24 protein-coding genes and 1 riboswitch are annotated in these 23,202 nt (G+C 48.3%); of the genes, 6 read left to right on the top strand and 18 right to left on the bottom strand.

The genetic code is table 11. The annotated features are described in order from the left end of the window. Window positions 1-161 precede the first annotated feature (161 nt). The 7 genes from G9G53_RS06110 to G9G53_RS06080 all read right to left on the bottom strand — a co-directional run bounded on the left by G9G53_RS06110 (window position 162) and on the right by G9G53_RS06080 (window position 7,594). Window positions 162-1,412 carry a serine hydroxymethyltransferase gene (locus G9G53_RS06110; RefSeq protein WP_165146166.1) on the bottom strand — a complete coding sequence of 417 codons (1,251 nt, stop codon included), beginning with the start codon at window positions 1,410-1,412 and terminating at the stop codon, window positions 162-164. A 120-nt stretch (window positions 1,413-1,532) separates the two neighbouring features. Then, complete coding sequence (locus tag G9G53_RS06105; RefSeq protein ID WP_029518515.1) at window positions 1,533-2,120, bottom strand: TIGR01440 family protein; 588 nt, start codon at window positions 2,118-2,120, stop codon at window positions 1,533-1,535. A 219-nt stretch (window positions 2,121-2,339) separates the two neighbouring features. Next, window positions 2,340-2,421, bottom strand: a riboswitch (ZMP/ZTP riboswitch). Window positions 2,422-2,499: 78 nt separating this feature from the next. Then, a complete protein-coding gene (locus G9G53_RS06100; protein WP_029518516.1) occupies window positions 2,500-3,084 on the bottom strand; it encodes a low molecular weight protein arginine phosphatase in 585 nt (194 codons plus the stop codon). Window positions 3,085-3,187: 103 nt separating this feature from the next. After that, window positions 3,188-3,748 carry a manganese efflux pump MntP gene (locus G9G53_RS06095; RefSeq protein ID WP_165146163.1) on the bottom strand — a complete coding sequence of 187 codons (561 nt, stop codon included), beginning with the start codon at window positions 3,746-3,748 and terminating at the stop codon, window positions 3,188-3,190. 326 nt (window positions 3,749-4,074) lie between these two features. Next, a complete protein-coding gene (locus G9G53_RS06090) occupies window positions 4,075-5,322 on the bottom strand; it encodes an L-threonylcarbamoyladenylate synthase (protein WP_165146160.1) in 1,248 nt (415 codons plus the stop codon). A gap of 155 nt (window positions 5,323-5,477) precedes the next feature. Further along, window positions 5,478-6,170 (bottom strand): stage II sporulation protein R, encoded by a 693-nt coding sequence (gene spoIIR, locus G9G53_RS06085; protein ID WP_165146157.1) that lies wholly within the window; start codon window positions 6,168-6,170, stop codon window positions 5,478-5,480. 215 nt (window positions 6,171-6,385) lie between these two features. Continuing rightward, window positions 6,386-7,594, bottom strand: coding sequence for an FtsW/RodA/SpoVE family cell cycle protein (locus tag G9G53_RS06080; protein WP_165146154.1), 1,209 nt, complete (start codon window positions 7,592-7,594; stop codon window positions 6,386-6,388). Window positions 7,595-7,847: 253 nt separating this feature from the next. On the opposite strand from G9G53_RS06080, the gene G9G53_RS06075 reads away from it, so the two are divergent. Continuing rightward, a complete protein-coding gene (locus G9G53_RS06075) occupies window positions 7,848-8,591 on the top strand; it encodes a DUF4878 domain-containing protein (RefSeq protein ID WP_165146151.1) in 744 nt (247 codons plus the stop codon). Between the two features lie 128 nt (window positions 8,592-8,719). On the opposite strand, the gene prmC is transcribed toward G9G53_RS06075, so the two are convergent. From prmC to G9G53_RS06035, 8 genes are all read right to left on the bottom strand, one after another. Continuing rightward, window positions 8,720-9,619: a peptide chain release factor N(5)-glutamine methyltransferase gene (prmC, locus tag G9G53_RS06070; RefSeq protein WP_165146148.1), complete on the bottom strand. Its 900-nt coding sequence runs from the start codon at window positions 9,617-9,619 to the stop codon at window positions 8,720-8,722. A 3-nt stretch (window positions 9,620-9,622) separates the two neighbouring features. Next, the gene (gene prfA / locus G9G53_RS06065; protein WP_013312344.1) at window positions 9,623-10,690 is read right to left on the bottom strand and encodes a peptide chain release factor 1; all 1,068 of its coding nucleotides are present in this window, start codon (window positions 10,688-10,690) and stop codon (window positions 9,623-9,625) included. 272 nt (window positions 10,691-10,962) lie between these two features. Beyond that, complete coding sequence (gene ychF / locus G9G53_RS06060) at window positions 10,963-12,063, bottom strand: redox-regulated ATPase YchF (protein ID WP_013312345.1); 1,101 nt, start codon at window positions 12,061-12,063, stop codon at window positions 10,963-10,965. A 133-nt stretch (window positions 12,064-12,196) separates the two neighbouring features. Next, window positions 12,197-12,688, bottom strand: a complete 492-nt coding sequence (locus G9G53_RS06055) for a GNAT family N-acetyltransferase (RefSeq protein WP_165146145.1) — start codon at window positions 12,686-12,688, stop codon at window positions 12,197-12,199. Further along, the gene (gene fni, locus G9G53_RS06050; protein WP_165146142.1) at window positions 12,685-13,785 is read right to left on the bottom strand and encodes a type 2 isopentenyl-diphosphate Delta-isomerase; all 1,101 of its coding nucleotides are present in this window, start codon (window positions 13,783-13,785) and stop codon (window positions 12,685-12,687) included. Before fni ends, G9G53_RS06055 begins: the two co-directional genes overlap by 4 nt. Before the next feature lie 266 nt (window positions 13,786-14,051). Further along, window positions 14,052-14,510, bottom strand: coding sequence for a DMT family transporter (locus G9G53_RS06045; RefSeq protein ID WP_165146139.1), 459 nt, complete (start codon window positions 14,508-14,510; stop codon window positions 14,052-14,054). A 58-nt stretch (window positions 14,511-14,568) separates the two neighbouring features. Continuing rightward, the gene (locus tag G9G53_RS06040) at window positions 14,569-15,273 is read right to left on the bottom strand and encodes a Crp/Fnr family transcriptional regulator (protein WP_165146136.1); all 705 of its coding nucleotides are present in this window, start codon (window positions 15,271-15,273) and stop codon (window positions 14,569-14,571) included. 59 nt (window positions 15,274-15,332) lie between these two features. Next, the gene (locus tag G9G53_RS06035) at window positions 15,333-15,758 is read right to left on the bottom strand and encodes a DMT family transporter (protein ID WP_165146133.1); all 426 of its coding nucleotides are present in this window, start codon (window positions 15,756-15,758) and stop codon (window positions 15,333-15,335) included. Window positions 15,759-15,988: 230 nt separating this feature from the next. Here G9G53_RS06035 and G9G53_RS06030 point away from each other — a divergent pair, with 230 nt between their 5' ends. Beyond that, window positions 15,989-17,485, top strand: a complete 1,497-nt coding sequence (locus G9G53_RS06030; protein WP_165146130.1) for a phospholipase D family protein — start codon at window positions 15,989-15,991, stop codon at window positions 17,483-17,485. A 35-nt stretch (window positions 17,486-17,520) separates the two neighbouring features. Here the strand turns inward: G9G53_RS06030 and cls are convergent, their stop codons facing one another. Then, window positions 17,521-19,032, bottom strand: a complete 1,512-nt coding sequence (gene cls / locus G9G53_RS06025; protein ID WP_029518528.1) for a cardiolipin synthase — start codon at window positions 19,030-19,032, stop codon at window positions 17,521-17,523. Window positions 19,033-19,236: 204 nt separating this feature from the next. Between cls and G9G53_RS06020 the strand changes: the two genes are divergently transcribed. The 4 genes from G9G53_RS06020 to G9G53_RS06005 are packed head-to-tail and all read left to right on the top strand — an operon-like array spanning window position 19,237 to window position 21,519. Further along, window positions 19,237-19,830 (top strand): TetR/AcrR family transcriptional regulator, encoded by a 594-nt coding sequence (locus G9G53_RS06020; protein WP_069010026.1) that lies wholly within the window; start codon window positions 19,237-19,239, stop codon window positions 19,828-19,830. A gap of 44 nt (window positions 19,831-19,874) precedes the next feature. Continuing rightward, the gene (locus tag G9G53_RS06015) at window positions 19,875-20,216 is read left to right on the top strand and encodes a DMT family transporter (RefSeq protein WP_013312354.1); all 342 of its coding nucleotides are present in this window, start codon (window positions 19,875-19,877) and stop codon (window positions 20,214-20,216) included. Beyond that, window positions 20,216-20,530, top strand: coding sequence for a DMT family transporter (locus G9G53_RS06010; protein WP_165146127.1), 315 nt, complete (start codon window positions 20,216-20,218; stop codon window positions 20,528-20,530). The genes G9G53_RS06015 and G9G53_RS06010 overlap by 1 nt, the downstream gene beginning before the upstream one ends. 56 nt (window positions 20,531-20,586) lie before the next feature. Continuing rightward, window positions 20,587-21,519 carry a 1-phosphofructokinase family hexose kinase gene (locus tag G9G53_RS06005; protein WP_165146124.1) on the top strand — a complete coding sequence of 311 codons (933 nt, stop codon included), beginning with the start codon at window positions 20,587-20,589 and terminating at the stop codon, window positions 21,517-21,519. 257 nt (window positions 21,520-21,776) lie between these two features. Here the strand turns inward: G9G53_RS06005 and G9G53_RS05995 are convergent, their stop codons facing one another. Continuing rightward, the gene (locus tag G9G53_RS05995; RefSeq protein WP_165146121.1) at window positions 21,777-22,391 is read right to left on the bottom strand and encodes a LysE/ArgO family amino acid transporter; all 615 of its coding nucleotides are present in this window, start codon (window positions 22,389-22,391) and stop codon (window positions 21,777-21,779) included. An 85-nt stretch (window positions 22,392-22,476) separates the two neighbouring features. Beyond that, on the bottom strand, window positions 22,477-23,157 hold the full coding sequence (mobA, locus tag G9G53_RS05990; RefSeq protein WP_029518535.1) for a molybdenum cofactor guanylyltransferase: 681 nt from the start codon (window positions 23,155-23,157) through the stop codon (window positions 22,477-22,479). Between the last annotated feature and the right edge of the window lie 45 nt (window positions 23,158-23,202).

Genomic DNA, 23,202 nt, shown 5'->3' with positions numbered 1-23,202 from the left:
TTTGTCGTAGATATAAAGGAAAGCGCACATAAACCTTTACTGTAATCGCTTATTACCCAAAAATGTAAGTTTCGAGTCGTTTGGAAGCAAAAAAAGGCTGTTCTCCTCCGGCTTACGGAAGGAAAACAGCCTATAATATAAAGATTATGATTGTCGATGAATTAGTATTGAGTTCCTGAATAAATCGGGAACTTATCTGTTAACTCGCCAACCGCTTGGCTTGCTTTGGACAATACAGTATCATCTTTCGGGTTTTTAAGGGTTTCAGCAATGATTTTACCGATTTTGACCATAGCCTCTTCATCCATCCCACGAGATGTTGCAGCAGGTGTACCAATACGAATCCCGCTTGTTACGAATGGACTGGTCGGATCAAAAGGAATCGCATTTTTATTGACCGTGATGCCCACGGAATCCAATACATGCTCCGCTTCTTTACCTGTGATATTCAAATTGCGCGTATCCAACAGCATCAGATGGTTATCCGTACCACCGGATACAATGTTAATCCCCTCAGCCAACAGTGTTTCAGCCAGCACCTGTGCGTTGCGGACTACATTTTGCGCATAGGTTTTGAACGATGGCTGGAGCGCTTCACCCAAAGCAACCGCTTTGGACGCGATCACATGCATCAGTGGCCCCCCTTGAGTACCAGGGAAAATAGCTTTATCAATCGCTTGCGCCCATGCTTTGCGAGTCAGAATCAGACCCCCACGCGGACCACGCAGCGTTTTGTGTGTCGTTGTTGTTACAAATTGGGCATGCGGAACTGGACTTGGGTGAATTCCCGCTGCCACAAGACCTGCGATATGTGCCATATCCACCATGAACAAAGCACCTACATCATTGGCAATGGAAGCAAAAGCTTCAAAATCAATAGTACGCGGATATGCACTCGCGCCAGCTACAATCAGACGAGGGCGGTGCTTGAAGGCTGCCTTGCGCACTTCATCGTAGTCGATGCGGAAGTTGTCTTCGCGCACACCATAGGCAGCAAAGTTATACAACAAGCCGGAAGCGTTAACCGGACTTCCGTGTGTTAAATGGCCACCATGCGCCAGATTCATACCCAGTACAGTATCTCCAGGTTTGAGAGCTGCCAGATACACCGCCATGTTGGCTTGTGCTCCAGAGTGAGGCTGCACGTTAGCATGCTCAGCGCCGAACAGTTCTTTTGCTCGGTCACGTGCGATGTCTTCAACGATATCTACATGCTCACAGCCACCATAGTAGCGTTTGTTTGGGTAACCTTCAGCATATTTATTCGTCAGCACGGAGCCCATGGCTTCCATTACTGCTTCACTGACAATGTTCTCGGATGCGATTAGCTCGATATTGTGGCGTTGTCGTTTCAGTTCAAGTCCCATTGCTTCCATCACTGCTGGGTCACTTTTACGCAGGTGTTCCATCATGATTGATTACTCCCTCTCCATAGTCAATTGTTGGGTATACAAGCTAACGCCTGCTCCTCTGTTGGGTACCTCATCATCATTGCAAAAACGATTAGTACAAACATGCCGCCATGCCAAATGCTAATCGCAGTTTCCGCCGACTTCTTGCTCCAGACTGTACACCGCCCGTTGTCCGCCAATAAGTGGAGGACGGGTGAACGCCGCTGTCACACGTGCTTCGCCAATCCAGCGAAGGCTTGGGCGAAACGGAACAGCAATCGGTCGCAGATGCATGCCAATCAGCGTTTCGCCGATGTCTATCCCGGCATGAGCCTGCACGTTCGCCGCCAAACACGCGTCGCTCATAGAACGATAGGCGACGGTAGCCATAGAGCCTCCTGCTGTACGAACAGGAACAGCCGCAACCTCCATCAGTCCCAGTCGCTCCAGTACAGCCCGTTCAACGACCAACGCTCGGTTCAAATGCTCACAGCATTGAAACGCTACATCAAAGCCATACTGCCTGCGAACGGACTCTACTCCAGATAACAGTTGTTGAGCCACATCGAGCGCTCCCGCCGTGCCAATTCGACTTCCAGCCACTTCACTTGTGCTAACGCCGATAACCAGCAGGCGACCAGCCCTGAGACTGGCTGCTTCTGCGATTTCCCGCACAACAGAAGTGGTCTGTGCTTCTAGCGAAATCTCATGATCCAATTGTCCCACCATTGGAACCTCCTTTGGTTGAACAGCCTCTCAGAGACTAGGCACGGTCTCATGCCCCAAGTTCAACACACTCTCTCCTGATCACAATCTCACTATATTATAGCCGATGTTTCAGATTTCGAGCAGAAAAAATGGAAGAACCTTTGAAGGAATCAACCCTCAGCTAAACATCTGGCATAACTTGTATATGAAAAAAGAGCAGTCCACACCTATGTGGAATTGCTCTTTTGCCCAGGCGACCGGCCGTATATCCGATGCTCCATCGTGGTTAATCCCACTTTTGTCGCCAGTTACATCGGATTCTCATTTTTCCACCTTATCTTAACGGATTAACCGTCGAAAATCAACAGATTCCGTACAAAATAGATGAGTAAGAGCGATTTTATTCGGAAGAGGCCTTTAGCTTGTCCAGCAGCTTATGCAGCGCCGTGCGGATTTCCGCAGCTGTGACATCGTAGTCTTCTCGTGAACCGCCAAACGGATCTGAAATATCAAAGCCCGGAATCCGTTGGTGTAATTCAATCATTCGTTCACGCTCCTGCGCCGATAGCTCTTGTCCAAGTGAAGCCATCAACTGCTGTGAAGCATATAAACCGTCCAACTCCTGTACATCATTCAACACCGCATCCCGGTTCTCCACATATTCCTTAAGCGTAAATACTTTGCCCGCCGTTTGGGGAAAGCGCTGAATTACGTGCTGTTTATGTCCTTGCGTCAAGGTTAAGATCAGATGTGCCCACCCGGCAAGCCCGTCGCTCAAAGGGGTTGAAGTGATCTGATCGGATATATCGTGATCACGTAGAACCGCCTCTGCATGTCGGGATATCGGCGTGCCTTCCATCGCTGCCACTCCCGCAGAACGCACTTCCAGTTCTAGTCCATGCTCAGCAGCCAACTTACGCAGCATCCCTTCAGCCATTGGACTACGACAGGTATTCCCAGTGCATACAAATAAGATATTCTTCAACGTTTTCACCCCCCGTATGTTAAAAAATATATAAACAGAGGATTACTATAATCCTAATCCCTTACTTTAACCCTGCACTTATTTTACACTGTCTGCGCTAAAATCAAAACATAAACATAAAGCCGAATGCCAGCAAAATGGCACCGCCCACTGCTTCCCCGTAATCTCCTAGATTGCGGCTGACCTTGCGACCCAGCAGCAGGCCCAACATCGCCATTGCTCCCCCGCAAAAACCAAATGCCAGAACAGACAGCACCAGATCACTCTGGAACATCCCCAGTGACACTCCTACAGAAAATGAATCCACGCTCACCCCAAGTGCAAACAGCAAAAGACCTAAAGGCGAACGATGATCCAATACCTGTACGCCGTCCCCTTTGAAGGAATTATACACCATATGCCCGCCTAAAAGGATGAGTAGCCCCCCTGCGAAGTAGGTCGTCACATGACCTAATAAAGAACTCATATAATGGCCTGTGAAAATTCCCAGCAATGGCATCAGAATGTGAAAAAAGCCAATAACAGTGCTGATGCGCAGCACGTCTCGCAGGCGTATCCCCTTCATGCCGATCCCTACGCCCAGCGATAACGCATCCATTCCTAGCGCTACCGCCATGATCAGAATCGTTACAACCTGCCCGGCATGGGCAGAGGCTACCAGCATACTCCATCCCTCCATTATCCGTCTGTTCTTGTACACGTTATGCGGACAAGAGGCAAATCAGTACAAGCATGCACTGAAAGTACCCAATACCGAGAAGAGGAGGGAGGAAAATTTAATATAAGAGGTTGTTCAAAAAGTCGTCTTTCCATAACGAAGCTATTCAAGAAGCGGATTCGACGTCGAATCTTGAATTCAGCCGGGCCTTCCGTTGCTCACGTAGATCTATCTACGCTCCGCTACTCAGTCCCTAGCTTCATCCAGCCTTCTCGGTCCTGAAAAGCCGACTTTTTGAACACGCACTATAAGAGGCTCTGATTCGACAGAAGCTACAAGCGGACGATTCGGTGACCTGCCGCTTTAAGCAGGCGGTTCATAACGGCGTCGCCCAATCCTTTCGGCGGACAGGATTCCGCCAAAATGTAGGTGACGCCGTCCTCGTCGCAGCGGCGCAGCACGCCGTATAGGCGCTGCGCTGCCTCATGGAGCGCGTCCAGCTTGCCTAGCGTGTAGACGCGTTCTCCGGCGTAGCCGGCGGTATGCTCGTCGAACGCGAGCACTGCTGTGCGCTCTCCGCGGGCGGAAGCCTCCGCCAGCGCGGCGCGAATCCAGCCCGTCACCTCAACGGACGACGGGCCTTGTACCACGCTCAAGCGGCCTCGCGGCGCGTAGTGTGTGTACTTCATGCCCGGCGAGCGCGGCGCCGGGCTGTCGGCATCCTCCCCGGGCGTAGCGGCCAGCGCCGGGTCCAGCACGACGGCGCGAGCAACTGCAGCGAGCTGCTCAGCCGTCACGCCGCCGGGGCGCAGGATGGTGACCGTTCCGTCGTCAGCCGCCTGCACCACCGTGGACTCCAGCCCCACACCTGTGGGACCTCCGTCTAAAATGCCGCCGATGCGGCCCTCCAGATCCTCCCGCACATGCTGTGCAAGGGTGGGACTGGGTCTTCCCGAACGATTGGCGCTTGGCGCAGCCAACGGACAACCCGCTTCAGCGATCAAGCGCAGCGCTATCGGATGATCTGGCATACGCACACCAACCGTGTCCAGCCCGGCCGTTACACGCGATGACAGTGCCTGCGGCACCACTGGCAATACGAGAGTCAGCGGTCCCGGCCAGAACATATTCATCAACGTCCGGGCTGTATCGTTTATTTTTGCTACCATACCCTCTAATTGATCAGCATCAGAAATATGTACTATGAGCGGGTTATCGGAGGGGCGTCCTTTGGCAGCGAATACCGCCTCCACCGCTTTTGTACTACGAGCATCGGCTCCCAGTCCGTACACGGTCTCCGTAGGAAAGGCTACCGTCTCTCCAGCTTGGAGGAGTACAGCAGCCTCGCGTATGCCTTTTTCCGCCGCGATCCGAGTCTGTTCAGCCGAAGTTTCGTCAGAAACACCCCCGTCAGTGTTGTTCACAGGAACCAAACATCTTACATCCCACCATTGTGTATGGGAAGACTTCAATGCCTGCTTCAGCTCGCAATTTTCCTGTTCGTCCAGCTTTTGCTCCGATTTTTCCTTTTGCACAAAATCTCCGCGCAAGTCTTGCATTTGATTCGATTTATCACTCATATCAGATCATCCCATATCTTATTGTCGTATACAGGCCAGTGATTTCGCTTGATCCTATAAGGCTACTTTGAAAGATCAGTTTATTTGGCCCTGCCATGTGTATATCTATCGTAAGCTCCATTATAGCATATGGGGAAACTTACACTCCTCAACGTTTAGGCAAACAAGCCACTCACCCAGCTGCACAGTCCCGCAAGTGCATCCCACAGAAAAAAACGCACTTCCGGCTCCTTGTCAGTGGCATTCGTCCGACTATCTCCATGATCCGTTTTTGCTGATACCGTTTGTGCCGCTGCCTCCCCACTGCCTGCATCAATAAAGCACAGCGGAGGAAACAGCACGCACCACCAATTTTGACCTTTTCCTTGTCCCAGCGTAACCCGAAGCGCTTCATAATTCCCTGCCGGGTAGACAAGACCACCGTACATTTTCGTCGGGAAAGGTACGCTCGCCAGTTCCACTTGATGATCATAGGCAATGCCGCGACGAGCCAGTTCCGTACCTACCAAACGGTCAATTTCAGGTAAATGAGCATCAATCAATGATCTCGCTTGGTCTAAGCTTTGCGGGTTTTCCAGCTCACCCACCCAGGCATTCATCTGCTGCACAATAGCGTCCCGTATTTCGCGTTTAACCAGCTGATCCTCCGGGCGATCCGAATTGGCCAAAATACGCAGTCGAATGGAGTCGTGTGGAATCACATTCAGCCCTGTTGTAGTCACTCCTGAAGCTAAGGTTCCTCTTGTTCCAGTGGTCATAGCGGCATCCGTTTTTTGTCCTTCCCAAGACATCATTAATATCGAAATACAAAATAATATCATTGCAGCTTGCTTTACCCAACTTCTCATCTTCGTCCCCCCAAACCCAAACTCTATCATGTCTATCAGTCTGTCCGGATTGGGAGAATCTAAACCTATGAGTCTCTTAAAATGCTCAGGGCAAAGGTTTGTTTATGATCTGCGAATATGAAAAAGCCCAGATTTCACAATCTGGACCTTTTCGTTACACCGTTTTACTTTATACAAATATCCATTCGTATCTACTTACTTACAATCCACGCATACTAAGCTTTTTTCTCCTTCGTCAAGCTCGCTCTGGAAGGCTGTGGCAGATCATCCTCCAGCTCCTGACCGTGAATCTTAATGCTCATAATGACGCCCATACTCGCCATGTTGATAATCAGAGAAGTCCCGCCGTAACTAATGAACGGCAGCGTAATCCCTGTCAGCGGCATGATATTGAGGAAAGCGCCGATATTTTCAAAAATCTGATATAGCAGCATGGAGACAATTCCGACAATTATATATGGTCCTGACCGTTCCCGACACTCTAGCGCAATGACAATCATCCGGTAAATTAGAATAAAGTACAACACCAGCAATAGCGACGAACCAGTAAAGCCAAACTCCTCCGCCACTACAACAAAGATCGAGTCTGCATACGTATACGGCACACGCCCCGATTGAACTGAGCTACCTTTTGTAAATCCTTTACCCAGCATGCTACCTGAGGCTATGGCCAGCCTACCATTACCAGTCTGATATTTAGCATCTCTAGTGGCCTTCTCTGGAACCAACCAAGGATCAAAGCGGTTAACCAAGTGAGGTTTTCCAATGGTATCAGATAAAAAATGTTTAGCCTGGTCATGATAATGTGTGTACCAAAATATTCCCGAGCTAGCCGTTCCTGCTATGAGCAGTAAACCAATCAACGCATGAGCCATCTTTATATTTCCAATCCAAAACATTCCAAACATGATAATAATATAACTTAGTGCATTACCTAAGTCATTCTGAGCCAAAACAAGCACAAAAGGTAGAAAAGTGATCATACTAATCGGCACTACATCACGCCAGAAGAGCATTTGTGCTCTTTGCTTATTCCTACGCACCAATACATAGGCCATAAAGAGAACCAGGATTAATTTAAATAATTCCGCAGGCTGGATACTTAATCCCCCTATATCCAGCCAACCAGATGCATTATTCTTCTTTTCACCTACAAAGATTGTTAACAAAAGTAGCAAAATCCCAAATCCATAAATATATAGAGAATGCCTTACAAACAAGCGATAATCGAAAATACTCAGACTCAAAATCACCAGAAAACCAAGCACATAAAAGATAATCATTTTGATGTAGTCATTACCATGACCCTGTCCTGTTTTTTCAAAATAGATACCCGCACTGTATGTTGCACATACACTAATGACCATCAACATCGCAAGGATGAAAATGATACCCGTATCCATCTTTTTCAATTTACGAAGCATAAGAATCCTCCAAATCAGGTAGTCGACTATATCTTCTTATTCTAAAGTAATTGTATAGCAAATGAAACTGCCGATAAAATGTACAATTTTTCATCAAAATCCGACATCGTATTTATGAATACATATATAACATCAGTCCCTTAGGCTCATTCAAATCTTTCTTTTTTTACGAGATAATACAAATATACAAAAAAAAGGAGGGCCGTGGTTTGCTATCGGATAAAAAAATATTTTAAATATGGAGGGCTAAATCATGTTTCTTAGAAAAGTGAGTTTAATTTTAGTTGCATTGACTCTCAGTATCTGTTCATTCGGGAATATAAGCTTTGCTGAAAAAGCACCTGAATCTGAAGCTAGCCAAGTGGTTAAAGATTTCCTCACATCTATGGTAAGTGGTGACTTTACAAAAGCTACATCTTTGGTTGTGGATCAGCGCTTCTCCAACTCTGAGGAACAAATTAAAGAATATAAAGCATTCAGCAACAGTACAGACTTAAGCTCTCTCGAGATCACTTCAGTCGATACTGAAAACAGTAACTCATTATACGTGAACTTAAAGGATAATTCCGGTAAATCTGAAACCGGAAAAGTAATACATGTAAAGAATATTGATGGAGCATGGAAGATCATGTTAGGGAATACTTCAGATGGACAAAGAAATATATCAACAAACGCCTTTGTGGACAGTTTCCAGTATAATGGATTACAATATGGCGCTACCTACACTAGTACTTTTTCTATTCCCAGCGGTGTCAGCAAAATCATGCTACAAGGTTGGCAATACTCCAGTAATTCATATCCAGCTAATGTATCCTATCAGCTTGCCCAAGACGATTGGCTAGGTTATAAGACCCTTGGAGAGCCAGTAGATGTTGACTATGACGGTAATTACTCTATAAATTTGTTCGGAGCATCGTCTGGAAGCAACTTCTGCATTAGAATTTTTGTAGGAAATAGCGCGAATGTTAATCTCTCGGCCAATATTTCCCATCCTTAAAATTTATACATTTTCAATGCAGTAATTAAAAATACCTTCCAGTCCTCCTCTTCAGGAAATCTGGAGGGTATTCCAATCCTCTAATACTCCTCTTCATCTTGACAATTCCAAACGTATCATTCACAAATTCAAACTTTTATACCCAGGACATGTCGTTCAATCCCTGCAAGGTCAGGAACGATTATAATGTTCTTCCAATGACCTGCCTGTTCCAGCAGGCCAGCCACGTCTCTGGCCTGTCCCATCCCCAGCTCAAACCCGATTAGCCGGGGCGGAGCCTGAAGGAGTCCGAGCTGCTCCAGCATTGCCCGATACGGGCCGAGCCCGTCAGGACCACCATCTAACGCCATCCGTGGCTCGTGGTCGCGGACCTCCGGCTGTAGGCCAGCGATGTCAGCAGCCGGGATGTACGGCGGGTTGGACACGAGAATGTCCACCGTCGTTCCCGCAAATGGCGCCAGCAGATCGCCCTCGCGGAATTCTACGGCTGCGCCGTTCGCAGCAGCGTTATAAGCCGCTACTTTTAACGCGGCAGCCGAAATATCCCCTGCCGCTACGCGCCAGCTCGGTCGCTCAGCCGCCAGCGTCACGGCAATCGCACCGCTGCCCGCGCCGATGTCGAGCGCCTGAGGAGCACCGCTTGGCCACAGCCGATCGCCGTGCTGGAGTATCGCCTCGACGAGCAGTTCTGTCTCGGGGCGCGGAATCAGCACCGACGGCGAAACCATGAACGGGCGGCCATAAAATTCCTGCCGTCCGATAATATACTGCGCCGGTTCACCCGCAGCTTTGCGGGCTATGATCCGTTCCCACGCCTCCTTGGCAGTGGAAGGGAACGGATCACCCAGAGCGGCGTAAAACGCCGTACCTTCCAACCCGAGTACATGCTCCAGCAGCAAGCGGGCATTATGCTGGGGCTCCAGAACGTCACAGCTTCCTAAAAAAGAAGAAGCCTCAACCAAGGCTTCTCTGACACTCATGTTCCGTTCCGGCGACATCCGATACACACAATCGCGCTCGTTCCCCAAAACTTAAACCTCTTGTTCCATCAAATCAGCCTGCTCTGCAATCGTGAGCGCCGATACGATTTCTTCGATCTCCCCGTTCATCACCTGGTCCAGCTTATGCATAGTTAGTCCAATACGATGATCCGTTACACGGCTTTGCGGGAAGTTGTAGGTACGGATACGCTCACTGCGGTCCCCGGTACCTACTTTGCTCTTACGTTCGCCTGCATATTTGGCTTCCTCTTCCTGACGCAACATATCCGAAATACGGGCACGCAAAACTTGCAGCGCCTTCTCCTTATTGGAGTTCTGGGATTTTCCGTCCTGACAGGTTGCCATAATACCTGTTGGCATATGCGTTACACGCACCGCCGACTTGGTCGTATTAACGGATTGTCCGCCCGCACCGCTGGAACAGAACGTATCAACGCGAATATCCTTGTCGGAAATTTCAATATCCACTTCTTCTGCCTCAGGCATAACGGATACTGTAGATGTCGATGTATGAATACGTCCACCTGATTCCGTCGTCGGAATCCGCTGGACGCGGTGTGCGCCGCTTTCGAATTTCATTTTGCTATATGCACCGCGGCCGTTAATCATGAAAATAACCTCTTTAAAGCCCCCGAGGTCATTCATGTTCGCGTCCATCAGCTCTACACGCCAGCCTTGGGTATCGGCATAACGGGTATACATCCGGTACAAATCAGCTGCGAATAGTGCCGCTTCGTCACCACCCGCTGCACCACGAATCTCAATAATAACGTTCTTATCATCATTCGGGTCCTTCGGCAGCAGCAAAATACGGATTTTTTCATCCAGCTCCCGCTTACGAACACTCAGTTCTTCAATCTCCATTTTGACCATTTCACGCATCTCGTCGTCCAGCTTTTCACCCTGCATGGTTTTTGCAGCTTCCAGCTCTTCAACGACATTTTTATATTCGGTATATGCTTCATAAGCAGGCTGTAAATCAGACTGTTCTTTGGAATAATCTCTAAGTTTTTTGCTATCGTTCGCTACATCCGGATCGCAGAGCAGTTCGCTCAGTTTATCGTAGCGGTCCGCCAATGATTGCAATCGGTCCAACAAGCGATTCACCTCTTCAGTTAAATTAATATGAAGCCAGCTTCAATTTCACTGGCTACAGCTCTTTATTATACCAACTAATTCATGAATTAGCTACAAGAAATACTGACTAATTTAGGATTTTGCAAAAATCCACACGACATGTAATTCAATAAAAAAAGTCGCCGCCCTAATATAGGCAGCGACCGCATTATCTAGCACATTTTAGAACACACATACTTGAGACATCGTCTTTTATATATCCGAATCGAGTATTGTACTCTAGAAATTTTATATTAAACATTAAAACGGAAATGCATAACGTCTCCGTCCTGCACTACATATTCCTTACCTTCCAGACGAAGCTGACCCCGTTCCTTGGCCCCGTTCATCGAACCAGCAGCGACCAAATCGTTGTAGGATACAACCTCGGCACGAATAAATCCGCGTTCAAAATCCGTATGAATTACGCCCGCAGCACCCGGTGCCTTCGTTCCTTTGTGAATCGTCCAAGCGCGTACTTCCTGCACACCTGCTGTGAAATACGTATACAGTCCCAACAAGCGGTATGCCGCTTTAATCAGACGGTTCAATCCGGATTCAGCCAATCCCAGCTCCTCGAGGAACATCGCCTTGTCTTCGCCTTCCAGCTCAGCAATTTCAGATTCTACCTTGGCGCTAATCGGCACCACTTCTGCATTTTCAGCCACGGCAAAATCGCGTACCTTTTGCACATATGGATTGCTGTCGGCTTCCGTTACACCATCTTCGCTAACATTAGCGGCATAGAGTACAGGCTTCATCGTCAGCAAATGAAGATCGCGTACAATCAGCCGTTCTTCATCCGACAATTCTAAGCTACGCGCAGGTTTATCAGCATATAGCGTTTCCTTGATCCGCTCCAGCACTTCAACTTCTTGGGTGTACTGCTTGTTGCCACCCTTCATGTTTTTGCGGGAACGTTCAATACGCTTGTCTACGCTTTCGATATCCGCCAGAATCAGTTCCAAATTAATGGTCTGAATGTCGCTGATCGGGTCAATTTTGCCGTCTACATGGGTAATGTTCTCATCTTCAAAGCAACGTACCACATGTACAATCGCATCCACTTCACGAATATGAGCCAGAAACTTGTTACCCAGACCCTCGCCCTTGCTCGCACCGCGCACAAGTCCTGCAATATCAACAAATTCAAAAGCCGTTGGCACCGTTTTATTCGGCACAACCAGTTCGGTCAACTTATCCAGCCGCTCGTCCGGTACTTCAACGACGCCTACATTGGGGTCAATCGTACAAAATGGATAGTTTGCGGATTCCGCACCCGCCTGCGTTATTGCGTTAAAAAGTGTTGATTTGCCCACGTTCGGCAAGCCCACAATCCCCGCTTTTAAAGCCATAATCAGAACAACTCCCGTTTATATAAAATATGCGTTATGCCATCCGTTAGTTTACCAACCCACATTATATATGAGAACCTATACACGCGGCAAGCATACGGTTATGGAATTCAGGATTTTACTATATCCCTATTTAGATTTCTTTGCTCATCTGGATATCTGTAATCCGATAGCCCGACTTGCGATATACATGCAAAGCTCGCTCATTATGCCCAAATACATGCAACCCGATGCGGACAGCTCCCAGCCTGCGAGCCTCCTGTTCCAAAGCCTCCATCGTCATCGTACCTAGACCCCTCCCCTGGTATGAATCGTATACAAGGATATCCAGTAGAAAAGCTCCTTTTCCTTGCACGCCGTCCGTAATATTGAACCAGATGTAGCCAGCTTCCTCCTGACTCTGCCCCCCGTCATCGGAAAACATCAACATATACAGGTGAGCATGAGGTGTGTCAAGTCTCTGTGGCAGGTATCGAGCAAAACTTTCTGCCGCTCGCTCTGGTGCTTCTTCAACCGTCCATGTACCTGCTTGGATTTTCTCATCCGCATAGTCGGCAAGCGAGCGTTGTTCAAATCGATCATATTGCTCCGCATTCATCGGAACCAATGTAATAAGTCCGCTCATCCGTTTACCTTCTTTCTTAGTCGAGTCGTATCTTTGATCCCTTCTATTCCTTCTACCCCAATACCAAACATGACCGTGCGGAGTTCCAGTTCGACCTGCTCCAAACGTGCCTCCAGCGCTTCACTGGAGGCAACCGCAGAACCGAGCAAAGAACGCCCGAAGCCTGCCATGTCAGCTCCCAAAGCAAGCACCTTCGCTGCATCGACACCGTCTCTCAGTCCACCGCTGCCGATCAGAGCACCATGTGGCTGAGCGGCTCTGACTTCCACGATACAATCAGCGGTCGAATTGCCCCAGTCCGCAAACGCCTCCGCCGCCGCGCGACGCACAGGATCAGGGTTACGAAATTTCTCCACTTGGCTCCAGCTTGTCCCGCCTGCACCAGCGACATCAATAAAGGCTGCACCCGCATCATACAGTCTTGATGCCGTCTCGCCATCTATGCCCCAACCTACTTCCTTCACTCCTACAGGCACTGAAAGCTGACGACACAACTCCTCGATACGATTAAGCAGGCCGCTAAAATCCAAATTCCCTTCGGGTTGGAAAATCTCCTGCAATCCGTTCAAATGCAGCACCAACATATCTGCTCCGGCAATGTCTACTGCACGGCGACAATCGTCCACGCCAAATCCGTAGTTCAGCTGCACCGCACCCAGATTAGCAAGGATCGGGATACTGGGTGCCAGACGGCGGACTGCAAAGGTTGGAGCCAATTCTCCCCTTTCCACCGCAGCCCGTACCGAGCCGATGCCCAATGCCCAGCCGCGTCTCTCCGCTGTCTCTGCTAATCGCTCATTAATCGCTCCTGTCTCGGCGCTGCCGCCTGTCATGGAGCTAATAAGCAGCGGTGTTCGTACAGCCTGTCCTAAAAAAGTAGTATCCAGGCGAACCTCGTCAAAATGCAACTCCGGCAGAGCGCAGTGCTTAAAGACATACCGCTCCAGCCCGCTGGTGATACCTTGTCCGGCCACATCTTCTTGCAAACAAAGGCGGACGTGCTCAATCTTCCGTTCGCCTGTCCGCGCGGCAGGCAACAAAGAGCCGGATCTGTTAAAGCCGTCAGGTGCTCCTTTTTTATTCTCTGTACTACCCATCTATGTTCCACCTCATCCAAAGTCACTCTGTTTATTGTATCAAGTTCAAGAAGCACAAATAAGACCGTTCCCGAACACGGTAACCGATCTATTTATCGTCTCTTATACAAATATCGTAGCCCTTAAAGTGGTTATTTTAAGATACTCTCATTGTATCATGGATGGAAAAATATATACACGATCGTGAACATTTTTTCTTCCCCATAGATCATGTTCAAAATTTGCAATAAACCAGTTATTTTGGAAGCTCTACAGAAAAGCCGCCCCTAATTGAGCTGCCGCTTTTCTGCAAAATGTCCAAATTTAAACACAAGAATACCACCGATAATGACCAATACACCGATCAGCTTGTTAATGGTAAACGGAATTTTCTCTAATCCTAGCCATCCTAATGAATCCCACAACAGGGCGGTCCCTAATTGCGCTGTCAATACAATGGAGATCGCATAGGTCGGGCCAAGTCGTTTCATTCCTTGTACCAGACAGAACACAACACCGACACCAATCATGCCACTGAACCAGTACCACGGCTGCATATGCTGTAAAGCAAATGTATTTTCCCCTTCAAAAATAAGACTCCCGAGTAAGGAAGCCAAGAACCCTGTGCCCAGCACCAATGTTGTTGTGGCCCACGATCCTGTCCGTTCATTCACCTTATTATTGAATATCGTTTGCAGACTGACCAAGGCACCTGCGATAACCGCCAATACAATTCCTAATAACATATGTTAACTCTCCCTTGATGATCCTTGATATTCTTCTGTTTTTTACTACATGCTCCTATTACAATGATTCATAAATATTATGTCCTGCCAGTTCACTCAAACCTTTTCTGTCCCGAATGACAATATAGCCTTTTGTCCGTTCAACCCATCCATCTTCAATCATTTTGCGGATAACACGGTTGAGATGTCTATAGCTGGTTCCGATCAAATTCGCCACATCTACCAGACTGGATGCCCGTAATTCCTCATGAAAAGCTGTATTCGATTCGTCAAAAGAAACCGATAGCAGGTAGCTCGCCAGTCTGACTTCCACCGGATACATGAGATTAAAACTGGAAAAGTCGGAGTCCAGGCAAAACTTTCGCGTGACAACATCCAGCAGAAATTGCAGCAAAGGAGCATAGTCTCTGCCGTATTTGTTCATCCATTGGTGGTGAATACCGATCACATAGATCGGAGACACTGCCTCTACCGTGTTGATGACGTGACTACTCCGAATATATTCAACATCTCCTATGACCTCGATCGGTGTTTTGAAGCAAAGGATCAGGGTTTTCCCTTCTGTAGAACTGGTATAAATCTTGACCTTACCCTGCACCAGTATATATAAATGTTCGATAGAGTCCCCCTGTGAACAGAGCCGCTCCCCTTGCTCCAAACGATGCAACGACAAATAAGGATGTAGTGGCTCGTAGAGTATGGATTCCAACTCATGCAGCTGCAAAAAATATTTTAGCTGCTCTTGATCCTGAATTTCTCTCATTCCTAAGCTCACCTTCAATCTCTACATTCTAAGCTTTCTTCACAAGTTAAATTTCTATTTTAAAGCTTCAGAATAATTACACCCGCGATCATCATACCAATACCTATAAATTGTGGCAGCTTCATCTTTTGCTTCACAATACCGAACCATCCCTTGATATCTACCAGGAAGGTTAAACACAACTGCGCAATTAACAGCGCCGAGATCGTGAACGTAACCCCAATATGTTGGATTGCCGTGACTTCGCTAAATATAATAATAGCTGCAAAGGCACCGCCCCAAAGATACATTGGCTTTACTTGTTTCATTTCAGCCATATTGCCATCCCTTGTAACCATCCAGACTAATGCTGCCAAAATAAAGCCTATGAGCTGAGTAACAGTGGCCGCCTGCCATGTACCGATATCCTGACTAATCCGTGTATTTGCTACACCCTGTAGCGTAATGCACGCCCCTCCCAGAAAAGCAAACAAAATCCCTCTCATAAATCGTTATTCTCCCCATGTAAATGACTTTTCTATATATTAAATTATAGGGCAGACTCTCTATAAAGGACATATGTCCTCAATGAATAGTAAAACATCCTCCATTTCATTCAGCATCCGCGTCAATCCTGCACACTTGCGTTAATAACTTGACAGTATCCCATCATAAAACTGCATGTTCCGGCACGGTAAAACGGAATGCAGCATTCAATTGAGGAGTTGATCGTCATATGATTACACGTGATCCGCTGCATTCTGTGCCGGAATATCAAAAAAGAACTAAAAAAAAGGGCCGTGCCCTTAAAATCGCCATTCTGGTACTTATCCTCTGGCTGATTGCCGTCATGCTGTACCAGACCCATAAACCATTGCCTCCGTTCGTCTCTTATGAGAGTCAGGAGTATTCAACCCATGAGGTAAACTTCTGGACGGATTTGACCTATCCCACCGGGAATGGTAATACTGCACAGCATGAAGGTCAAATTTTGAATCGTATGCTCGGGATCATTGATGAAGCCGAGCAATTTATCGTCATCGATCTGTTTCTGTTCAACGATTATAAGCATAAAGGTCAGCGCTTCCCCCAAGTCAGCGCACAAATGACCGATCATCTTATTGCCAAAAAGAAAGCTCATCCTGATATGCCTATCTTTTTCATTACAGATGAAGTCAATACCAACTACAATTCTGCTCCCAATCCTTTGTTGGAAAATATGAAGCGAGCAGGGATTCAAGTCGTGCAGACCGATGTAGATCCCTTGCGGGACTCTACGCCCATCTATTCGGCGGTGTGGCGTACCTTTTTCCAATGGTTCGGTCAGCAGGGCACAGGCTGGATTCCCAACCTGATGGCCAGTGACGGACCGGATGTTACGGCTCGCTCCTATCTTAAGCTGTTAAACGTCAAGGCCAATCACCGAAAATTGATTACCAACGAACAGACAGCGCTCATTTCTACAGGCAACGTGCACGACGCGAGCGCCTATCACTCCAATGTAGCGCTGGAGGTGAAGGGGCCCATCATCGGAGACATTTTACAAACGGAGCAGGCGGTGTTGGACTTTTCGGGCGGTGGACAGCTTCCTGCCTATACACCACAGGTCGAACCCAAAGTTCCATCGAGTAAGGACAGCTATCGAATCAAATATCTAACTGAGGGCAAAGTGTACACCTCGGTTCTGGATGGCATCGGGCAGACGAAGAAAGGTGACAGCATTCATATGGGCATGTTTTATTTAGCTGACCGCAAAGTATTGAATAGCCTGCTGGATGCCTCCGCGCGCGGTGTAAACATCCAATTGCTGCTGGACCCCAATGAAAACGCGTTTGGTCAGGAAAAAATCGGCATCCCCAATCGCCCAGTTGCCCAAGAGTTGTCCGATAAATCGGGCGGGAACATTCAAATTCGCTGGTATCATACCACCCATGAGCAATTCCATACCAAACTGATTTATATCGCCAAGGCGCAAGGAGAGCATATCATTTGGGGTGGCTCTACCAATCTGACGCCCCGTAATCTGGATGATTTGAATCTGGAAAATGAATTGTGGGTGGCCGCTCCGGCGGACAGCAAGCTGACCCGACAGGTTGCGGCCTATTTCGATAAGCTATGGAATAATCAGGGGGCTGAATACAGCTTGGATCTAGCAGCTTACGAGGATCATTCAACATTTTGGAAAGATATTATATACCGTCTACAGGATATTTTAGGCTTTACTACATTTTAACTACCGAATAGTGCTGTAGCGAATTCGTTTATGACCTACAACAGCGGTGAAAGCAGCCGCGCGAGCGATTCCATCAAACGTTTGAACAGACGTTTTTTCATGAATTCTTCGCGTACGATCAGACTGGCAGAATGCAAATCTCGTTCGTAGTCTGTTACCATCTGCTGCACACTGTGCGTTTGAATTAACAGAGCGTTAACTTCAAAATTCAAATGAAAGCTACGCATATCCATATTGGCTGTCCCGATGGTCGCAACTTCCCCGTCAATGATGAGGAGCTTGGAGTGGAGGAACCCTTTTTCATATTCATATACCTTGACTCCAACCTCCAGTAACGACTGGAAGTACGAATGAGACGCGAGAAAAGGTAGCCATTTATCCGGTTTTGCGGGAAACAGAATACGTACGTCCAACCCGGACAAGGCAGCCATCCGTAAGGCAGTCAGGATATCTTCATCCGGGATAAAATAAGGAGTGGCAATCCAGACTGATTTTCGGGCGGACGTGATCATGGAGAAAAACAGATTTTTAAGCACTCTCCGCTCATTATCCGGGCCGCTAGCAATAATCTGCACGCCTCCGTCTGTAATGGGTTCAATACTGGGAGACAGATATTCGCTATCGAGCACCGACTCACCCGTCATGTGAAGCCAATCCTGTAGAAATATAAGCTGCAACGTCCGCACAGCTTCGCCCTTCACAATCATATGCGTATCACGCCAAAAGCCGTAGGCTTTGTTGCGGCTGAGATACTCATCTCCCACATTTAGACCACCAATTAATCCGATATTACCGTCGATGACTACAATTTTACGGTGATTACGATAGTTTACCCGGCTGGAGAAGAACAAGATCCGAGCGCCGCCGTACGCAACAACCTCTACTCCTGCATCTCTCATTTCTTTCAAAAATGACTTTGACAACTGAATACTGCCCACCGCATCGTACATAAACCGAACCTTAACACCCGCTTTAGCCTTTTCAATCAAAATTTTCTGAATGCTGGTACCGATATCATCCGAACGGAAAATGTAATATTCCATATGGATATGATGCTGCGCCTTGCGCAGCTCTTCTAGCAAAGTGGAGAAGGTTTCATCTCCATTGTTCAGAATTTGAGTTTCGGTCGCAAAATAAATCGGGGAGCGGGCCAGTCTGCGTGCCAAACGCATCAACTGCTGCTGTTCATCTGTAAAGCAGGTCAGATCCCGTTTGACTCGCAAAGCATCCTTTTCTATGCGGTCGTAAGCCTGTTGGTCACGCAATGCCTTTTTATCATACTTGCGACGCTTGAATACATTTTGCCCAAACAGAAAATAGAGAGGAAGTCCAACAACTGGCAGCAATGCCAGCAGCAAAATCCAGGACATCGTAGTGGAGGGATTACGATTCTCCGTAAAAATAATCAGACTGATGGAGATCACTGTCAGGGTGGAAAAAATACTGATGACAGTTCCTTCATTTTTGCCGATGTAATTAAACAAGCCAAAATAATAAATAATAAACACCATAGCCGCGATCAATACGGCTAGTAAGCTTCGCCTCATAACTAACCTCACTTCCAGTGGACTACATTCGACAAGTATTCTTCATTATATTGTACATGAGCCCCTTATTTCTTCCCACTTTTTTATTAAAATGTTGATAAAAAAATCCAAAGAAAAGCTTTATACAAAACACAATGATGCTGGGTTGACACTTACTTTTTTTCGTGCAAGAATAAACTAACGAACGTTAGGTAGGTGACAATAATGGGAATGGAAGAGATTCGAAAGGCCGCTCTTTTTCAATTTGCCACCAATGGGTATGAAGGAGCATCCTTGAGCAGTATTGCCGCTGAGGTCGGTATCCGAAAACCGTCTATATACGCGCATTTCCAAGGCAAAGAGGATCTGTTCCTACAGGTAGCGAGGTATGCTTTTCAAGAGCAGAATCTACGTATTTTCGAGTACTTTACGGAACGTAAAGATCAGCCGCTTAAGCATACCCTGCATGACTTCTTGTTTTGGATGGGACAGGAATATGAGAGCAACGACTCAGCCAAGTTTATGCTTCGCTTTTCCTTCTTTCCGCCTGTATCGTTGTATAACGAGGTGCTGGATATTGTTAATCCTTTTCTGGACAAAATGGAGCGAAAATTAACTCGTCACCTCCGTAATGCACGGGATCGGGAACCCTTTGGGCATATGGAGCCAGTGGATGTGGCTTTAGCCTTTATGACACTGGTGGACGGAGTCATGGTGGAGCTCCTGTACAGTGGAAGCGTCAACTACCACCGAAGACTGGACGCTGCATGGCCTATTTTTTGGCGTGGGATTACGTTAACCTCACCTCATGAAGCATGAAGCCGTCGAACTTATAAAATTTATTTTTGAGGAGAATATTCATCATGAATCGCAGTTGGATTTACGTCTTTGTTGGCGGCCTGATTGAGGTCGTATGGGTATCGGGTTTGAAGCATGCGGATTCTATACTCGCCTGGGCTGTAACCGTGCTGGCTGTGGTGGCCAGCTTTTATTTGATCATGAAGGCTGCGAAGCGTTTGCCTGTAGGCACGGTATATGCTGTATTTACTGGACTAGGGACAGGGGGAACGGTCGTAGGCGAAATGCTGCTATTCGGGGAACCGTTTCAATGGTCCAAAACGCTGTTAATCGCCCTTTTGCTGGCAGGTGTGGTCGGCCTGAAGTTAGTTACCGACCGTGATGTTCAGGAAGGGAGTGGCGCATAATGGCTTGGATTGCTTTGGTTATCGCGGGATGCTCGGAAGTATTAGGAGTCATCGGTATGAAGGGAGTTACGGTGGGCAAAGGCTGGAAGTCCTTAGTGCTTATGATCTTATCCTTTATTCTTAGCTTCTCTCTACTCAGCTATGCCATGAAAAGTTTGCCTATGGGGACTTCCTATGCGGTATGGACAGGCATCGGAACGGTTGGTAGCACGATTACAGGCATGTTCTTGTACGGTGAACAAAAAAGCGTACTGCGTGTCTTATTCATCGCCATGATTCTTGCCGCAGCATTGGGATTAAAGCTAATATCTTAGCATAAGCGAATGGCATCAAATGCTGCAAATTTTTGATCTTAAAGGAGTGGTGCCTTGTGATTACCACCGTAACGCTTAACGCAGCTGTGGATAAAATCTACACAGTTGCAGGCTTCGGTTTGAATGCCGTCCACCGCATTGAAGGCGGCCTGACGGTACCGGGCGGCAAGGGCGTGAATGCCGCCCGCGTCATTCGCACACTAGGCGAGCCAGTACGAGCAACCGGGTTTGCTGCCGGACACACCGGACGACTGCTCATTGACGGGTTGAGCGCGGAAGGCGTAAGCGCCGATTTCATTGAAACGGCACATGGGGAGACCCGTCTCGCCATTACCGTGCTCGACCCGTCCGCGCGCACGCAGACCGAGCTGATTGAGAGCGGACCGACCGTTGGACCGCTTGAATTAGCCGCACTGCGGCGCAAAATCGAGACCCTTGCCGAGGATTCGGCTTGGGTCGTATTCTCCGGCAGCCTGCCACCCGGCTGTCCGCCCGATCTGTACGCCGAGCTGTGCACGCTGGCAAAGGCACGTGGCGCGCGGGTGGCGCTGGACGCGAGCGGTGAGGCGCTGCGCTTGGGGCTGCGCGGAAAGCCCGACCTCGTGAAGCCTAACGAGGACGAGGCCGCCCACTTCGCGGGGATCGACGCAGCGCGTCCGGATGCCGCTGAAGCGGCGGCATCGCAGCTGCTGGACGCCGGAGCGCAGCTGGCCGTCATCTCGCTCGGCGCGAGCGGGGCGCTGGCGGTGACGCACAATGCGCGCTACCGCGTGAGCCTGCCAGACGCGGAGATTGTCAGCGCGCTCGGCAGCGGTGACGCCATGGTCGCCGGCCTGGTCACCGGCGCGGCGACGGGGCTGGATCTCCCTGCCATGCTACGGCAGGGAGCGGCCTGCGGCACAGCGGCAGCTCTGCACGCCATGGCCGGGAAGATCGAGCTCCAGGACGTGAAGCGTCTGGAGCAAGGCATTACGGTGACGCTGTTGTAATTCAGCGTCACTTTTTTTATTTCATCTACACATTCGCTCATTTTCATACCACAAACACAGTTGTTCCGATTCCGAATGTTCTATATTCCAACTATGCGCTTTTCCGATTTACAATCCATCCAACCCTCGGGACGCCCGAATTGCAGGCGGTGTAAATGGTGCAGGCTGTCTGGCCTTTATGCTATTTTTGATCGGTGTTCCCTTTGCATGAGCGGGGTGTTCGCTGTATTGAAGTTTTTCCTCTAACCAGGCTTGGGTCACATACTGGTAATGAAATTTATCGCCATATAAATGGCCAAGCCTAAAATAATCAGGGCCGATATTTTGTTGAGCACAGTCCCAAACTTCCCTTCTGAATCCATACGTCCCACGAGACGCCCCGCCGTTGCCAGACCAATAAACCATATCCAAGATACGGACACGGCGGCTAGACCAAAGGCCCAGCGTTCCACACCGTCATATTGAAGGGAGCTGGTTCCAATTACGCCAACCGTGTCAAGTATGGCATGTGGATTCAATAGCGATACGGAAGCAGCAAAAATCATCTGTTGTTTCGGCCGCATTGGCTGACTTTCTTCCGAAGAAGCTGCCTTCGATCTCCATAAAGTCCAGGCCATATACAGCAGAAACAAACAGCCCGCCGCATAGAGTACGTTCGTGAGCCATAGAAATTGCTGCAAAATAAGAGATACGCCCCCAACCGCAAGCGTAATCAGGATTGTGTCACAGACACCCGCCGTAATGACAGCAGGCAGTGCATTGCGAAACCGCGACTGGGACGCCCCTTGATTAAACACAAATACATTCTGTACTCCCAAAGGCAAAATCAAACCCAGCGCCAATAAAACAGCATGGATAATAGCTTCCAGCATAAATATATTCCCCCAAATTTAACCCATTATATTTCTCTGGTATTTTCTCTCCTAAATAGTCCTCGAACAGGAAGCTTGTACGTGCCTAATCCTCTTGCATTTCCTTTAAATTCTTCACGCTCTGCGTGGTCTGTTTTATACTATGCTTCAACTGCTCTATAGCAAGCTGGTAGTCCTGCGGATTGTTCATATTGAACACGGCCTTATGCCACATGTCCTCACTCACTCCCGGCAAATCTTCTACTGTCGCATAACGAACGTTCAGCTTGTCCAACCAATCGGTGAGACGAAGCCGTCCACTACGCAAACATTCCTCGGCAGACGGTAGCACGCTCCGATGGTATACAGCCAGCAACGGGTGTATACGTCCATCCATAGAAGGTATCACTGCTTGCAATGCTGGTTCCCTCGTTCCTTGCAACTCCGTCCACTTCTTAGTTACAGCGAGCAGATCATGTAGCACCTCTGGCTGTACAAAGGGCATATCACAAGCGACAACCATCCCCCACTCCGTAGTAGATGCAGATAATCCTGCATGGATACCGCTCAAGGGCCCCATGCCCCGAAAAACATCAGACACAGTTTCCATACCACTCAGGCCATATCCTTGGTTGTCACGAGTGACTACTACAACCCGCTGGGCCGCCTGCTGCAATGTAGTATACATCCGTTCAAGCATAGTGGCTCCATCAATCTCAAGCAGAGCCTTATCCTGTCCCATTCGTCTGGAACGTCCTCCTGCGACGATAATACCAGTCACTTTCACAAATATGCCCTCCTTTTTTTCTGAAAACAATTGCAAATGTGCATC

Source organism: Paenibacillus sp. EKM206P (assembly GCF_011066155.1).
Lineage (GTDB): Bacteria > Bacillota > Bacilli > Paenibacillales > Paenibacillaceae > Paenibacillus > Paenibacillus polymyxa_D.
Note: the sequence above shows the minus strand (reverse complement) of the source record. Positions and strands in the feature narration are given on the sequence as shown.

What these genes read in the sequence shown, in the direction of transcription:
- G9G53_RS06110 (WP_165146166.1), bottom strand. Translation starts at nt 1,412, where the DNA reads ATGATGGAACACCTGCGTAAAAGTGACCCAGCAGTGATGGAAGCAATG.
- G9G53_RS06105 (WP_029518515.1), bottom strand. Translation starts at nt 2,120, where the DNA reads ATGGTGGGACAATTGGATCATGAGATTTCGCTAGAAGCACAGACCACT.
- G9G53_RS06095 (WP_165146163.1), bottom strand. Translation starts at nt 3,748, where the DNA reads ATGCTGGTAGCCTCTGCCCATGCCGGGCAGGTTGTAACGATTCTGATC.
- G9G53_RS06090 (WP_165146160.1), bottom strand. Translation starts at nt 5,322, where the DNA reads ATGAGTGATAAATCGAATCAAATGCAAGACTTGCGCGGAGATTTTGTG.
- spoIIR (WP_165146157.1), bottom strand. Translation starts at nt 6,170, where the DNA reads ATGAGAAGTTGGGTAAAGCAAGCTGCAATGATATTATTTTGTATTTCG.
- G9G53_RS06080 (WP_165146154.1), bottom strand. Translation starts at nt 7,594, where the DNA reads ATGCTTCGTAAATTGAAAAAGATGGATACGGGTATCATTTTCATCCTT.
- G9G53_RS06075 (WP_165146151.1), top strand. Translation starts at nt 7,848, where the DNA reads ATGTTTCTTAGAAAAGTGAGTTTAATTTTAGTTGCATTGACTCTCAGT.
- ychF (WP_013312345.1), bottom strand. Translation starts at nt 12,063, where the DNA reads ATGGCTTTAAAAGCGGGGATTGTGGGCTTGCCGAACGTGGGCAAATCA.
- G9G53_RS06055 (WP_165146145.1), bottom strand. Translation starts at nt 12,688, where the DNA reads ATGAGCGGACTTATTACATTGGTTCCGATGAATGCGGAGCAATATGAT.
- fni (WP_165146142.1), bottom strand. Translation starts at nt 13,785, where the DNA reads ATGGGTAGTACAGAGAATAAAAAAGGAGCACCTGACGGCTTTAACAGA.
- G9G53_RS06045 (WP_165146139.1), bottom strand. Translation starts at nt 14,510, where the DNA reads ATGTTATTAGGAATTGTATTGGCGGTTATCGCAGGTGCCTTGGTCAGT.
- G9G53_RS06040 (WP_165146136.1), bottom strand. Translation starts at nt 15,273, where the DNA reads ATGAGAGAAATTCAGGATCAAGAGCAGCTAAAATATTTTTTGCAGCTG.
- G9G53_RS06035 (WP_165146133.1), bottom strand. Translation starts at nt 15,758, where the DNA reads ATGAGAGGGATTTTGTTTGCTTTTCTGGGAGGGGCGTGCATTACGCTA.
- G9G53_RS06030 (WP_165146130.1), top strand. Translation starts at nt 15,989, where the DNA reads ATGATTACACGTGATCCGCTGCATTCTGTGCCGGAATATCAAAAAAGA.
- cls (WP_029518528.1), bottom strand. Translation starts at nt 19,032, where the DNA reads ATGAGGCGAAGCTTACTAGCCGTATTGATCGCGGCTATGGTGTTTATT.
- G9G53_RS06020 (WP_069010026.1), top strand. Translation starts at nt 19,237, where the DNA reads ATGGGAATGGAAGAGATTCGAAAGGCCGCTCTTTTTCAATTTGCCACC.
- G9G53_RS06015 (WP_013312354.1), top strand. Translation starts at nt 19,875, where the DNA reads ATGAATCGCAGTTGGATTTACGTCTTTGTTGGCGGCCTGATTGAGGTC.
- G9G53_RS06010 (WP_165146127.1), top strand. Translation starts at nt 20,216, where the DNA reads ATGGCTTGGATTGCTTTGGTTATCGCGGGATGCTCGGAAGTATTAGGA.
- G9G53_RS05995 (WP_165146121.1), bottom strand. Translation starts at nt 22,391, where the DNA reads ATGCTGGAAGCTATTATCCATGCTGTTTTATTGGCGCTGGGTTTGATT.